12 protein-coding genes are annotated in these 13839 nt (G+C 58.0%); 5 read left to right on the top strand and 7 right to left on the bottom strand.

Annotation, left to right across the window (positions count from 1 at the left end; genetic code table 11):
• Window positions 1-103 precede the first annotated feature (103 nt).
• Window positions 104-1207: a branched chain amino acid ABC transporter substrate-binding protein LivJ gene (gene livJ, locus CWM52_RS25440; protein ID WP_015585591.1), complete on the bottom strand. Its 1104-nt coding sequence runs from the start codon at window positions 1205-1207 to the stop codon at window positions 104-106.
• Window positions 1208-1611: 404 nt separating this feature from the next.
• A complete protein-coding gene (locus CWM52_RS25435; protein ID WP_100686599.1) occupies window positions 1612-2877 on the bottom strand; it encodes a 4-aminobutyrate--2-oxoglutarate transaminase in 1266 nt (421 codons plus the stop codon).
• 118 nt (window positions 2878-2995) lie between these two features.
• Between CWM52_RS25435 and CWM52_RS25430 the strand changes: the two genes are divergently transcribed.
• Complete coding sequence (locus CWM52_RS25430; protein ID WP_100686598.1) at window positions 2996-4519, top strand: PLP-dependent aminotransferase family protein; 1524 nt, start codon at window positions 2996-2998, stop codon at window positions 4517-4519.
• A gap of 51 nt (window positions 4520-4570) precedes the next feature.
• Here CWM52_RS25430 and rpoH read toward each other — a convergent pair whose 3' ends face one another.
• The 4 genes from rpoH to ftsY form a co-directional block, all read right to left on the bottom strand.
• Window positions 4571-5425: an RNA polymerase sigma factor RpoH gene (rpoH, locus tag CWM52_RS25425; RefSeq protein WP_100686597.1), complete on the bottom strand. Its 855-nt coding sequence runs from the start codon at window positions 5423-5425 to the stop codon at window positions 4571-4573.
• Between the two features lie 259 nt (window positions 5426-5684).
• Window positions 5685-6746, bottom strand: coding sequence for a permease-like cell division protein FtsX (ftsX, locus tag CWM52_RS25420; RefSeq protein WP_100686600.1), 1062 nt, complete (start codon window positions 6744-6746; stop codon window positions 5685-5687).
• Window positions 6739-7407, bottom strand: coding sequence for a cell division ATP-binding protein FtsE (gene ftsE, locus CWM52_RS25415; RefSeq protein ID WP_004868565.1), 669 nt, complete (start codon window positions 7405-7407; stop codon window positions 6739-6741). Before ftsE ends, ftsX begins: the two co-directional genes overlap by 8 nt.
• 2 nt (window positions 7408-7409) lie before the next feature.
• Window positions 7410-8981, bottom strand: a complete 1572-nt coding sequence (ftsY, locus tag CWM52_RS25410; RefSeq protein WP_100686596.1) for a signal recognition particle-docking protein FtsY — start codon at window positions 8979-8981, stop codon at window positions 7410-7412.
• A gap of 191 nt (window positions 8982-9172) precedes the next feature.
• On the opposite strand from ftsY, the gene rsmD reads away from it, so the two are divergent.
• Together rsmD and CWM52_RS25400 are read left to right on the top strand one after the other, a co-directional pair.
• Window positions 9173-9769, top strand: a complete 597-nt coding sequence (gene rsmD / locus CWM52_RS25405) for a 16S rRNA (guanine(966)-N(2))-methyltransferase (protein ID WP_100686595.1) — start codon at window positions 9173-9175, stop codon at window positions 9767-9769.
• Complete coding sequence (locus tag CWM52_RS25400) at window positions 9759-10037, top strand: DUF1145 family protein (protein WP_100686594.1); 279 nt, start codon at window positions 9759-9761, stop codon at window positions 10035-10037. Before rsmD ends, CWM52_RS25400 begins: the two co-directional genes overlap by 11 nt.
• 10 nt (window positions 10038-10047) lie before the next feature.
• Here the strand turns inward: CWM52_RS25400 and CWM52_RS25395 are convergent, their stop codons facing one another.
• Window positions 10048-10407 carry a DUF2500 domain-containing protein gene (locus tag CWM52_RS25395; RefSeq protein ID WP_100686593.1) on the bottom strand — a complete coding sequence of 120 codons (360 nt, stop codon included), beginning with the start codon at window positions 10405-10407 and terminating at the stop codon, window positions 10048-10050.
• A gap of 141 nt (window positions 10408-10548) precedes the next feature.
• On the opposite strand from CWM52_RS25395, the gene CWM52_RS25390 reads away from it, so the two are divergent.
• Window positions 10549-11175 (top strand): lysoplasmalogenase, encoded by a 627-nt coding sequence (locus CWM52_RS25390; RefSeq protein WP_100686592.1) that lies wholly within the window; start codon window positions 10549-10551, stop codon window positions 11173-11175.
• A 78-nt stretch (window positions 11176-11253) separates the two neighbouring features.
• Window positions 11254-13452, top strand: a complete 2199-nt coding sequence (gene zntA, locus CWM52_RS25385; RefSeq protein ID WP_100686591.1) for a Zn(II)/Cd(II)/Pb(II) translocating P-type ATPase ZntA — start codon at window positions 11254-11256, stop codon at window positions 13450-13452.
• Window positions 13453-13839: the final 387 nt, after the last annotated feature.

The raw sequence follows: 13839 nt of genomic DNA, 5'->3' as shown, positions 1-13839 counted from the left end.
CGCCTCACCCGAACTACCTCTGACCGTAGCCCCGGTAAGCGCAGCGCCACCGGGGTTAAGTCTCGCAGCCAACACACCCACCGCGTAAAAGACGACGGTTAAGTTATTTGGCGTCGGTTGCCGTACCATCAGCATGCCAGGTAAACACGCCGAACTCGAAGCCTTTCAGATCGCCTTTCTGATCCCAGGACAGCGGTCCCATAACGGTATCGACGGAGTTGGCCTTCAGGTATTTCGCGATCGCCGCCGGGTCTTCGGACTGATTCAGGCCAGCCTGCAGCGACTGGATTGCCGCGTAGGTTGTCCAGACGAAGGCACCGCTCGGATCCTGTTTCTTCGCTTTAATCGCGTCAACAATCGGTTTGTTCGCCGGGACCTGATCGTAGTTCTTCGGTTTCGTCACCAGCATGCCTTCCGCAGACTGACCGGCAATGTTAGACAGGGAGACGTTAGCGACGCCCTCCGGCCCCATAAACTGCGTTTTCAGACCTGCCGCGCGGGACTGACGCAGAATCTGCCCCATTTCCGGGTGGTAGCCGCCGTAATAGACGAAGTCGATATTTTCTTTCTTCAGACGCGCGACCAGGGTAGAGAAATCTTTCTCCCCGGCGGTGATGCCATCAAAGAACACCACGTTAGCGCCGCCCTTCTTCAGACCATCCTGCACCGCGCGCGCCAGGCCTTCACCATATTGCTGCTTGTCGTGCACGATAGCGATACGCTGGGGCTTCACCTTCTCGATGATATATTTTGCCGCCGTCGGACCCTGGTCAGAATCCAGACCGGTGGTACGCAGAATCATTTTATAGCCGCGTGCGGTCAACTCCGGCGCGGTGGCGGCCGGGGTGATCATCAGAATGCCTTCGTCTTCATAGATATCGGACGCCGGCTGGGTAGAGGACGAGCACAAATGGCCGATAACGTACTTAATGCCATCGTTAACCACTTTGTTGGCGACGGCCACCGCCTGTTTCGGGTCGCAGGCATCATCATATTTAACGATCTGCAGCTTGTTGCCCTTGATTCCACCCTTCGCGTTAATATCGGCAACCGCCTGCTCAGCACCGGTAAACTCCTGGTCACCGTACTGTGCCACCGGGCCAGACATCGCGCCAACTACGGCAATTTTGATATCTTCCGCCAGCGCGGCATTGCTCATAATTAAGGCGATACATCCTGCCAGTAACGCTTTACCCTTCATGTTCATCCTGAGGCTCCCCATTATTATGGTTTTTTGTATTCGTTGTGATGTTGTTTATTAGCGCATTATTCTAATTTACGTCATAAAAAAAGCATATGACATCTACTTTTAGGTTTGCCGCCTGCGCTTTTGCAGCACACTATGCTAAACATACCGCCATTCAGGAGAATTTGAAATGACAAAATTGGGGTTATGTAACAGATAAGTGACAAATAAAAAACCGCGTCAGGATGAACCGGACGCGGGAGAGTCAGGCGCCAGATTAGCCGCCAGCAGATGGTCTATCCGCGCCGGGCGGGTCCAGCCAGGCGTGATATCAGGGTGATACAGCGCTCACGCTGAGTATAAAAACTCGTGTGCGGCATCCGGTTTTTTCTGGCTTTCCAGTCGCCGCACAGGAGTCGGGCGCATCATCCTTTCAGGATGCGCGCCAGAATATCCAGCGCTTTTGTAAACTGCGCATCGGGGATAGTTAACGGATACAGGAAACGGATAACGTTGCCATAGACGCCGCAGCTCAGTAGCAGCAGACCATTTTCCTGCGCCTTTTGCTGAATGTGACGGGTGAACTCCGGTGACGGCGCGCCGGTCTGCGGATCGTTAAACTCCACGGCCACCATCGAGCCCTGCCCTCGGATATCAACAATCGCCGGGCAATGCTCACGCGCCTGGTTCAGCACTTCTTTCAGATGGCGACCAAGCTGTTCCGCACGCTGACACAACTGCTCTTCTTCAATGACGTCAAGGACGGCATGAGCCGCCGCCACCGCCAGCGGGTTACCGGCATAGGTACCACCCAGCCCGCCCGGCGCCGGGGCGTCCATCACCTCGGCACGCCCCACTACGCCGGACAACGGAAAACCACCGGCAAGGCTTTTCGCCATCGTCATCAGGTCCGGTTTGACATCATAGTGCTGCATGGCAAACAGCTTGCCAGTGCGGGCAAAGCCGGTTTGCACTTCATCGGCAATCAGCAGGATACCGTGGGTATCGCACAGCGTACGCAGTGCCTGCATAAACCCGGCAGGAGCAACGTTAAAACCGCCTTCGCCCTGAATCGGTTCAAGGATAATGGCCGCCACCTGATCCGGCGCGATATCGGCTTTAAAGATACGCTCCAGGCTTTTCATCGCCTCATCGGTGGTAATGCCGTGGACAGCATTCGGGTAGACCCCGTGGTATACCGATCCAGGAAACGGCCCAAAACCAATTTTGTAAGGCGCGACCTTACCGGTCAGCGCCATGGTCATAAAGGTTCGGCCATGAAAACCGCCGCCAAAAGTAATCAGCCCCGGACGGCCGGTATAAGCGCGGGCAATCTTCACCGCGTTTTCGACGGCTTCCGCCCCGGTGGAGAAGAAAGCGGTTTTGGCTGGCCCCTCAACCGGCGCCAGCGCGTTAATGCGCTCCGCCAGCGAGACATAGCTTTCGTAAGGGACAATCTGATACGCCGTATGGGTAAAGGCCTCCAGCTGCTGCGCGACGGCGGCAACAATTTTCGGGTGGCGATGGCCGGTATTGAGCACGGCAATTCCCGCAGCAAAATCAATCACCTCGTTGCCTTCCACATCCCACAACGTGGCATTCTCCGCCTTCGCAACAAAGTAATCGCACATTACGCCTACGCCGCGCGGCGTCGCCTGCTGGCGACGTTGATTCAGTTCTGAACTTTTCACCCTCGAATCTCCTGTCATGTATGTCACGCTATCGCAACAATATCGAAACGATGACGTTTATTTACACAGGAGTTGGCTCTATAATCGAGTACCAATTCAGATTATCTGAGGGATCCAATTGCGTTCACTCGTCGGTGACCTTGTGCTGGTCAGATTGCAGGAAGAGACAGACCCGCTGTTGCATAAACGCTTATATAACGCGGTTCGTCGCTCGATTCTGGACGGTTCTTTAGCGCCCCATAGCCGCCTGCCCCCTTCACGCGATCTGGCCGGGGAGCTCGGCGTTTCAAGAAACACCATATTAACAACTTATGAACAATTGCAGGCGGAAGGATATGTGGTTTCCCGTCGCGGCAGCGGCACATTCGTCGCGAAAACCGGGCCGGATATTGCTCTTTCCGCTGGCAGCGTCACCGAAAACAGCAGCGATGTGACGGCAACACAATTTTTATCCCGTCGCGGCCAACAGTTGCTCAGCCGCGTCAGCGCCAGTCCGCGCCAGTGGGGGGCCTTTATTCCCGGCGTGCCGGACGTCAATGCCTTTCCCCACCCGCTGTTCAGCAAGATTCAGGCCCGTATCAGCCGCCGCCCGAAACCCGAGCAGTTAAGCTACAGTTGTAACGGCGGCACGCCGGAACTGCAGCAGGCGTTGGTGGATTATCTTCGCGTGTCCCGCGGCGTCCATTGTCAGGCAGATCAAATTCTTATTACGGAAGGGATTCATCAGGCAATCGACCTGGTGACGCGCATGCTCTGTGATGGCGGCGATCTGGCGTGGGTCGAAGAGCCCTCCTACTGGGGGATCCGCCACGTGCTGGCGATGAATGATATACGGATCAATCCGATTACCGTCGATGCCAACGGCCTGCGCCCGCCTGAGACGGTTGAGGAGGCGCCGCAGCTGATTTTTGTCACCCCATCGCATCAGTATCCGCTGGGGGCGGTGATGAGCCTGGAGCGCCGTCAACGTCTGCTGGCCCTGGCGCGCCAGCACGGCAGCTGGATCGTCGAGGATGATTACGACAGCGAGTTTCGCTTTTCCGGCCAGCCGATTCCGGCGCTACAGGGACTGATTGCCGACTCGCCGGTGGTCTATATCGGCACGTTCAGTAAGACGCTCTATCCGGGGCTACGGCTGGGGTATGTCGTGTTGCCGCGCCCGCTGGTCGGCTATCTGAAAAGCGCCCATGCCGAGCTCTATCGCGGCGGCCATTCGCTGATTCAGATGGCGCTGGCGGAATTTATCAACGCCGGCCATTACTCCGCCCATATCCGCCGAATGCGCCTGCTGTACAGCCGCCGTCGCGCCTGCCTGACCGAACTGATTCAGTGTTATTGTCGTTTGCAGGCGCTGTCAGATTTCAGCGATAACGCCGGCCTGCATCTGATTCTCAACCTGCCCGATGACGCGGACGATGTCGCGATCGCCAGACAGGCCAACGCGCACAATATTCTGGTGCGCCCGCTCTCACGCTACTATCTGACGCAAGAACGTAAGCAGGGACTATTGATGGGCTTTGCCAGTCTGGCAGAGACACAAATGGAACCGGCCTTCCATATCCTGCTGGCATGTCTGCAGACGTTATGCCCGCAGGTGCTGGTCAAAAGAGAAGGCGCAGAAAAACAAAACGCCCCAACATAATGTGGGGCGTTATCGGGTGCCTGCACAGAGGCGGGCATGCAGATTGCTGCGTTATGCTTCGATGGCAGTACGCAGTTTCTTCATCGCGTTCTTTTCCAGCTGGCGCACACGCTCAGCCGACACACCATAGCGATCCGCCAGTTCCTGCAACGTCGACTTATTGTCTTCGTCCAGCCAACGGGCGCGAATGATGTCCTGGCTACGCTCGTCCAGGCCCTGCATCGCGTCAGTCAGCTTGTTGGCCGCCTGCTCTTCCCAGTTATCATCTTCAATGCCATCGGCAAAGTTAGACGTTTTATCCTGCAGGTAGAGCACCGGCGCCATCGGCTGGCTATCGGACTCGTCATCCGACGACATGTCGAAGGTCATGTCCTGCGCCGCCATACGGGATTCCATTTCACGTACGTCTTTGCTCGTCACACCCAACTCGCGGGCCACCATCTCGACTTCATCCTGGTTAAACCAGCCCAGACGCTGCTTAGTTTTACGCAGGTTAAAGAACAGCTTACGCTGTGCTTTGGTGGTGGCGACCTTCACAATACGCCAGTTACGCAGCACGTATTCGTGAATTTCAGCCTTAATCCAGTGTACGGCGAAGGAAACCAGACGCACGCCCACTTCCGGGTTGAAACGACGCACGGCTTTCATCAGGCCAATGTTGCCTTCCTGAATCAGATCCGCCTGCGGCAGGCCATAGCCCGAGTAATTACGAGCAATATGAACAACAAAGCGCAGGTGAGACAGGATCAGCCTTTTCGCTGCTTCCAGATCGCCCTGGTAATGCAGCTTTTCAGCAAGCTCCCGCTCTTCATCAGCCGATAACATCGGCCAGCTGTTCGCAGCCCGGATATACGATTCCAGGTTACCAACGGGGGCTAAAGCTAAAGTTTGCATATCTTTGGTCATTCAAATCCTCTCAATCGATATCGTCTGACGTGATGGTTCCCATGAGATGAGCAACAAACATGCCAGCGTTTATGAGCAACGAGAATATCACCCACATTAATATCAGACAGTGATTTTATCCACAAGTTCCATGCAACGATGTGAATAGATTACGCACAAAATGTGACATGGAAATGAAAACACAGGGAAGAGACAACAGGGACTCTTTCCCTGCAGAGAGACATTCATCAGTGCAGGGAAAGATTATACCAGACTTTTTTTAATCGGGGGTAAAGTGACGTAAATGTTGAACCGTAGCCAGCCAGGCCGCAACCCAGCCGATCATCGAGCAGACAATCAGCATCAGCAGACACTCGTCGAAACCTAACCCGCTGAGTTCAAACCTGGTTCCAAACACCTGCGCGACTTCCGTCACCGCGGACGACAGTCGCATCACCATAATTTCCGACAAAATCAGCGACAAAAAGGCACCGCAGAAGCCCAGCAGCGCCCCGCCATACAGGAACGGACGCAGAATGAAACCGTCGGTCGCGCCAATCAGTTTTTGCACGTTAATGGTATCGCGACGGGCAAAAATGCTCAGGCGTACGCTGTTGCCGATAACAAGGAACACAGCCGCCACCATCAGCACGCCAATCAGCGCCGACACGCGGCCCACCAGCCCGGTCAACGAGGAGAGGCGGGCAAACCAGCTGTCATCCATACGCACTTCGTCCACGCCCTGAATGTGCGTCACGCGATCGCGCAGCGTATTCAGCGCATTGGTGCTCTGGAAGTCCAGCTTCGGCACCACAATCGCGACGGCCGGCAGCGGGTTCTCTTCCAGCATATCCAGCGCGCCACCAAAACCAGACCAGTTGCGGAACTCGCCAAGCGCCTCATCCCGCGACAGGTAGTTTACCTTCTCCACGCCTTGTTCCGCCTGGAGCTGACCAACTACCCGCGCCGCCGCGTCATCATCCAGCGTTTTCTCAAGGTAAACGGTGATCTGCGGCGACGGATAGTACTGCGCCGCCGCGCTGTTGACGTTTTTGTACACCATGTAGCACACGCTGGGCAGCGTCAGCGAAATGGCGATAACCATAATGGTCAGGAAGGTCGCCAGCGGCGTATTTTTTAAATCCTGGACCGCGCCATGCCAGGCATAGCGGACCTGTTCGTTAAAGACGTTGCTCTTACGGGAAGCCGGGCCCGGTGCCGCTTTTGGCCGCTTCGGCGCATTACGCCCGCCGCTGCCACCGCCCGTACCTGCGCCATTGCGGAGGCGATCGAGCCGGCTACCGAACTGGCGAATCTGGTTTATTGCGTCGCGCTTATTCACCCCAATGGCCTCCATGCATATGACCGTCGCTCAGGGTCAGCATGCGGTACGAGCGGCTGGAAATCAGTCCCAGGTCGTGCGTCGCCATCAGAACCGTGACCCCTACGCGGTTAAACTCTTCAAACAGGCGTAAAATCCCTTCCGAGAGCGCCTCATCGAGGTTACCGGTGGGTTCATCCGCCAACAACACCGCAGGCTTGTTGACCACCGCGCGGGCAATCCCCACGCGCTGCTGTTCACCGCCGGAGAGTTGGATTGGCAGGTTTTTCGCTTTGTCCAGCAGCCCGACCTTGTCCAGCGCCGCCGACACGCGACGGCGAATATCATCGCCGCTGGCGCCGGCAATAATCAGCGGAATAGCGACATTATCAAACACCGTACGGTCCATCAGCAGGTGGTGATCCTGGAAAATCATGCCGATCTGACGGCGCAAAAACGGCACCTCACGGCTTTTCAGGCGGCTGATATCGTGGCCGCCGAACAGGATTTTCCCGGCGCTCGGCCGTTCAATACCGCAGATAAGCTTAAGCAGGGTACTTTTCCCCGCGCCGGAGTGGCCGGTCAGAAATGCCATCTCGCCCGACTGCAGGTGGAAATTCACCCCCTGCAGCGCTTGTCTCCCGCCGAGATAGGCTTTGCTGACTTGTTCAAAGCGAATCATGATTAATCCTCTCGGGCAAAAAGTGCCTCAATAAAGTCGCCCGCATTAAACGGACGCAGATCCTCAATACGTTCACCGACGCCAATGTAGCGAATCGGAATACCGAACTGGTCGGCGACCGAGAAGATAACCCCACCTTTCGCGGTGCCGTCCAGCTTAGTCAGCGTGATGCCGGTCAAGCCAACGGCCTCATGGAACAGTTTGGCCTGGCTAATTGCGTTCTGCCCGGTGCTGGCATCGATGGTCAGCATGACCTCATGCGGCGCATCTTCGTCCAGTTTTTTCATCACCCGGACAATTTTCTTCAGCTCTTCCATCAGGTGCGATTTGTTCTGCAGACGACCCGCCGTATCGGCGATCAGCACGTCAACGTTGCGCGCCTTCGCGGCCTGGATAGCATCGAAGATAACCGATGCCGAGTCCGCGCCGGTATGCTGAGCAATCACCGGAATATTGTTGCGCTGACCCCAGACCTGCAGCTGTTCTACCGCTGCGGCGCGGAAGGTATCCCCGGCCGCCAGCATCACCGATTTACCCTGCTGTTCGAACTGACGCGCCAGCTTGCCGATAGTGGTGGTTTTACCCACGCCGTTCACGCCCACCATCAGGATAACAAATGGCGTTTTCCCTTCAACATTCAGCGGCGCATCCACTTTCGCGAGGATATCGCCCATCTCTTCTTTCAGCAGACCATACAGCGCTTCCGCATCACGTAGCTGTTTGCGGCTGGCGCCTTCGGTCAGATTGGTAATGATCTTACGGGTCGTTTCCACGCCGACGTCGGCAATCAGCAGCTGTTCTTCCAGCTCTTCAAACAGATCATCGTCGATTTTTTTGCCGCGGAACAGACTGATAAATCCGGAACCGAGGTTCTGTTTGGTTTTAATCAGGCTGCGTTTCAGGCGGGCGAAAAAGCCCTCCTTCGTCGGTTTTTCCTGCTCCAGTTGGGCAGCGTCATCCGGCTGGCTTTCTTCTTCCTCTTCAATAACCGCTTCATCATCAAGAGGTTGTGAGGCCAGCGCCAGAGCTTCAAGCTCCTCATCCGACAGTGCAGGTTCCTCACCGCGCGTCTCATCACTCAGCGCATCGTCCCCGGCAGCGACTTGCGGCTCATCCGTCAGCGCTTGCGGCGTCTGCCCGGCCACCGCTTCCGCGACAACCGGTTGCGCGATAGCTTCTTCGACCAGCGGCTCCGTGGCGGCCACCTCTTCCGCCAGCAGCTCTGCAGCGACAGCCTCTGCAATCGCCGCGCGAGGGATTTCTTCGGCTTCGGCCGGGACTTCAACCGCAGGCGTCACCGGCGCAGAATGCGGTAATTCGCTCTCAACAACCTGTTCAGTCACCTCAACGACATCGGCCGCAAAAGCTTCCGCGTCCTCTTTCTCCACCGGAGAAGCGCTGACCGTATCCGCTTCTGGCGCCGCCACCGCCTCAGCAGACAACTCTGCGGCCGAATGCTGTTCGGCAACGTCGGTTTGCCCTTCTACTTTCTGTTCGGTCTCGGTTTCCTGCGCCTGTTCTTTTTGTCCAAAGCCCAGCCAGGAAAAGAAGCCACGTTTTTTCTCTTTTGCCATTTGCGACGACACTCCCGCTGTTTATTCATGGCACAGCTTCGGCATAACAATAGCGGAAGCTGAAAAATGATGAAATTAGTCGGATAGTCTATCACTTAACTTAACTCGCATCACCGCCCCCGGATTAAGGTTTCGTCATCCGCGTTCGATCGCTAGAATAGCGGGCTGAAAGTGGAGACCTGAGCAAAGAGATGAAGAAACCAAACCACACGGGCAGCGGCCAGATCCGTATTATCGGTGGGCAATGGCGGGGCCGGAAATTACCGGTGCCGGAGAGCCCGGGCCTGCGCCCGACCACCGACCGGGTCCGTGAAACCCTTTTTAACTGGCTGGCGCCGGTTATGGTCGATGCGCACTGCCTGGATTGCTTTGCCGGCAGCGGCGCCCTCGGGCTGGAAGCGCTGTCGCGCTATGCGGGCAGCACCACGCTGCTGGAAATGGAGCGCGGTGTCGCCCAGCAGCTGCAAAAAAACCTGGCGACCCTGAAAGCCAGCCATGGCAAAGTGGTCAATACCAATACGCTCAACTACCTTAATCAGCCCGGCACACCGCACCATATCGTGTTTGTCGATCCGCCTTTCCGTAAAGGTCTGCTGGAAGAGACGTTGCGTCTGCTGGAAAATAACGGCTGGCTCGCCGATGAAGCGCTTATCTACGTTGAGAGCGAAGTCGAAAATGGTTTACCGCCGGTGCCGGCATGCTGGCAGCTGTATCGTGAGAAAGTGGCCGGACAGGTCGCCTATCGTCTCTATCAACGTGAGGTAAAAGGAGAAAATCGTGCTGATTAATTTTGGCCGCGTGTTGATGCTGTGCGTCTGGGCATTTTTGCTGTTAAACCTGTTTCAGCCTTTCCCGAAGCCGCTGAACATCTTTGTTAACGTTGCCCTGATCTTTATGATCCTGATGCACGGCCTGCAGCTGACGCTGCTGAAGGCCACGCAACCGAAAGATGCCCCGCCGCTGAGCCGCTTCGAGCAGATTCGCATTTTTGTCTTCGGCGTGTTCGAACTGGTGGCCTGGCAGAAAAAGCTCAAGGCCACGCTGCGTAAGAAGTAATCCCGTGGGCTCAAGGTTCTGGCGTAAACGCGACAAACCTTGAGCCTTTGTAGCTCAGCGTTCCCCGATCGCCGACGCTCAGCGCATGATATTGCGCCGCCTCTAGTCGAAAACTAACCTCCATGCCACCGGCTTGTGGCCTGAAGCTCGCGTCATAACGCATCTCGCTACCGGCGGGCGCAACGCTTTGCTGGCGCGAACGGCGATCGTTGAGCACTTTCTCCCGCTTGTTACTCACTACCACCCGCTTTTGCAGCAGCGGCGCGGCGTCGTTATCCATATTTTCCCGGCGTTGCTGCATATAGCGCACCGAGGCGGCCACCACAATGAGGGCAACGACGATAATAAAAAACAGCGGAACCTTGCTCATTCATCTAACCCATAAAAATTCTCAGGAATAAGCATACCGCGCCTTGATTAACATTGTCATCTGCCCACCCGAACCACTACACTAAGTTTTAGCACCGCCAATACACTACTCACTTAATAATAACAGATACAAGGACTTACTATGCTTTGGTCATTTATTGCTGTCTGTTTCTCCGCATGGCTTTACGTCGATGCATCCTATCGCGGCCCCGCGTGGCGGCGCTGGGTTTTTAAACCCGTCACGCTGATCCTGCTCCTGTTGCTGGCCTGGCAGGCACCAAAATTCAACGCTATCAGCTACCTGGTCCTCGCCGGGCTGTGCGCTTCGCTGCTGGGCGATGCCTTAACACAGCTGCCGCGCCAGCGGGTGATGTATGCGGTGGGGGCCTTTTTCCTGTCGCATCTGCTGTATACGATCTGGTTTGCCAGCCAGATGACGATGTCATTTTTCTGGCCGCTGCCGCTGGTGCTGCTGGTTATCGGCGCGCTGCTGCTGGCGGTTATCTGGAGTCGGCTGGAAGACCTGCGCATGCCGGTCTTCACCTTTATCGGCATGACGCTGGTTATGGTCTGGCTGGCCGGCGAGCTGTGGTTCTTCCGCCCGACGGATACCGCGCTCTCAGGCTTCGCCGGCGCGACATTCCTGCTGTTGAGTAATATCGTCTGGCTGATCAGCCACTATCGCCGTCGCTTCCGCGCCGATAACGCTCTCGCCGCCGCCTTCTACTTTGCCGGCCACTTCCTGATCGTCCGCGCGCTGTATCTGTAATTTTGCGCTTGACTCTGGAGTCGACTCCAGAGTGTATCCTCCCGGTAATGAGAAAATTATCATTACCGGGAGGGTCCCATGTCGACTCCAGAAACGCAGGATAAAAAAGTCCCACAGTTCTCGTCATTCAAATTAAAGCCGGTTGTCGCACAGGCTGACAGCTGCTGCACCGAGTCTGGCTGTGCTACCAATGACGCCGCCGACAGCGAGGCGTTAAACGAGGCGCGCTATAGCTGGCTGGTTGAAGGCATGGACTGCGCCGCCTGCGCCCGTAAAGTCGAAACCGCGGTGCGCCAGGTACCGGGCGTCAGCCAGGTACAGGTCCTGTTTGCCACCGAAAAACTGCTGGTCAACGCCGATGCCGATATCCGCACGGCCGTCGAAAGCGCGGTACGTGCCGTGGGCTATACGCTGCGCGATGAAAGCGCCCCGCCGCCGGAAACCTCGTCCCTGCGCGAGAACCTGCCGCTGATAACCCTGGTGCTACTGATGGCGCTGAGCTGGGGTCTGGAACAGTTCAACCACCCCTTCGGCGAGCTGGCATTCATTGCCACCACGCTTGTCGGCCTGTGGCCCGTCGCTCGCCAGGCTCTGCGCCTGATCCGCAGCGGCAGTTGGTTTGCCATTGAAACACTGATGAGCGTCGCCGCCATCGGGGCACTGTTTATCGGCGCCACGGCCGAAGCCACGATGGTGCTGCTGCTGTTTATGGTTGGCGAGCGCCTTGAAGGCTGGGCCGCCAGCCGCGCCCGCCAGGGGGTCAGCGCGCTGATGGCGTTAAAACCCGATACCGCCACTCGCCTGCGTGATGGCGTGCGGGAAACCGTCGCCCAGCGCGATCTCCGCCCCGGAGACGTGATTGAAGTCGCAGCAGGCGGTCGCCTGCCCGCCGATGGCCAGCTGCGCACACCGTTCGCCAGCTTCGATGAAAGCGCCTTAACCGGTGAGTCGGTGCCGGTCGAGCGCCGGTCTGGTGAACGCGTGGCGGCAGGTGCCACCAGCGTCGATCGCCTGGTGCAACTGACGGTCATTTCCGAGCCGGGCGACAGCGCCATTGACCGTATTCTGAAGCTGATTGAAGAGGCGGAGGAACGCCGGGCGCCGATTGAGCGCTTTATCGATCGCTTCAGCCGGATTTACACGCCGGCCATTATGGTCGTCGCCCTGCTGGTCGCCATCGTGCCGCCGCTGTTCTTTGCCGCCGCCTGGCTGCCGTGGATCTACAAGGGTCTGACGCTGCTGCTGATCGGCTGTCCTTGTGCGCTGGTGATTTCCACTCCGGCGGCCATCACTTCCGGGCTGGCGGTGGCATCACGCCACGGCGCCCTGATTAAAGGCGGCGCAGCGCTTGAGCAACTGGGTCGCATACGTCAGGTAGCTTTTGATAAGACCGGGACGCTAACCGTCGGTCAACCGCGCGTTACCGCCGCCATCGCCCTGAATGACGTGGATGAAAATGGCCTGCTGGCCCTGGCGGCGGCAGTGGAACAAGGCTCCAGCCACCCGCTGGCGCAGGCTATCGTGCGCGAAGCCCGGCAGCGCCAGCTGACGATTCCGTCTGCCCACGGTCAGCGCGCACTGGCGGGTTCGGGCATTGAAGCCGAGGTCGACGGCCGTCGGATACTGATTTGCGCGGCGGGCAACGACGCTGCGGCAGAGCATGAGGCGCAGATTCAGCAGCTGGAGAGCGCGGGTCAGACGGTGGTGCTGGTACTGCGCGAACAGTCTCTGCTCGGTATTCTGGCGCTGCGGGATACGCTGCGCGATGACGCCCGTCAGGCGGTCGACGATCTACATCGTCTGGGGGTCCAGGGGGTCATTCTGACCGGCGATAACCCGCGTGCGGCGGCGGCCATTGCCGGGGAACTGGGGCTGGAATTTCGCGCCGGGCTGCTGCCGGCCGATAAAGTCGAGGCGGTCACGGCGCTCAATGCCGCTGCGCCGCTGGCGATGGTCGGTGACGGTATCAACGATGCGCCGGCGATGAAAGCGGCGACCATTGGCATCGCGATGGGCAGCGGCACCGACGTGGCACTGGAAACCGCCGATGCGGCATTGACTCACAATCGCCTGACCGGGCTGGCGCAGATGATTTCGCTGGCCCGTGCCACCCACGCCAATATCCGGCAGAACATCGCCATCGCGCTGGGCCTGAAGGGGATTTTCCTCGTCACCACCCTGCTCGGCCTGACCGGCCTGTGGCTGGCGGTACTGGCGGATACCGGGGCGACGGTGCTGGTCACCGCCAACGCGCTGCGGCTGTTACGTAAGAAATAAGCGCAAAGCCCCCGGTGGCGCGTTGCTTACCGGGGCTACAGGAGCGTGTGGTCTGGCATGGGTAGCCCGGACAGGGGCCCAGCCCCGCCTCCGGGAAGACGGTCTGCGGCAATCGCTCCGTTTATCCCCCGGTGGCGCGTTGCTTACCGGGGCTACGGGAGCATGTGGTCTGGCATGGGTCGCCCGGACAGGGACGCAGCCCCGCCTCCGGGAAAACGGCCTGCGGCAATCGCTCCGTTTATCCCCCGGTGGCGCGTTGCTTACCGGGGCTACAGGAGCGTGTGGTCTGGCATGGGTAGCCCGGACAGGGGCCCAGCCCCGCCTCCGGGAAGACGGCCTGCGGCAATCGCTCCGTTTATCCCCCGGTGGCGCGTTGCTTACCGGGGC

The sequence above is a fragment of the Raoultella sp. T31 genome, from assembly GCF_002806725.1.
GTDB classification, from domain to species: Bacteria; Pseudomonadota; Gammaproteobacteria; order Enterobacterales; family Enterobacteriaceae; genus Klebsiella; species Klebsiella electrica.
Note: the sequence above shows the minus strand (reverse complement) of the source record. Positions and strands in the feature narration are given on the sequence as shown.

Bases quoted from the DNA above. Each gene is read 5' to 3' on its own strand.
- livJ (WP_015585591.1), bottom strand. From the start codon at position 1,207: ATGAACATGAAGGGTAAAGCGTTACTGGCAGGATGTATCGCCTTAATT.
- rpoH (WP_100686597.1), bottom strand. From the start codon at position 5,425: ATGACCAAAGATATGCAAACTTTAGCTTTAGCCCCCGTTGGTAACCTG.
- ftsE (WP_004868565.1), bottom strand. From the start codon at position 7,407: ATGATTCGCTTTGAACAAGTCAGCAAAGCCTATCTCGGCGGGAGACAA.
- ftsY (WP_100686596.1), bottom strand. From the start codon at position 8,981: ATGGCAAAAGAGAAAAAACGTGGCTTCTTTTCCTGGCTGGGCTTTGGA.
- rsmD (WP_100686595.1), top strand. From the start codon at position 9,173: ATGAAGAAACCAAACCACACGGGCAGCGGCCAGATCCGTATTATCGGT.
- CWM52_RS25395 (WP_100686593.1), bottom strand. From the start codon at position 10,407: ATGAGCAAGGTTCCGCTGTTTTTTATTATCGTCGTTGCCCTCATTGTG.
- CWM52_RS25390 (WP_100686592.1), top strand. From the start codon at position 10,549: ATGCTTTGGTCATTTATTGCTGTCTGTTTCTCCGCATGGCTTTACGTC.
- zntA (WP_100686591.1), top strand. From the start codon at position 11,254: ATGTCGACTCCAGAAACGCAGGATAAAAAAGTCCCACAGTTCTCGTCA.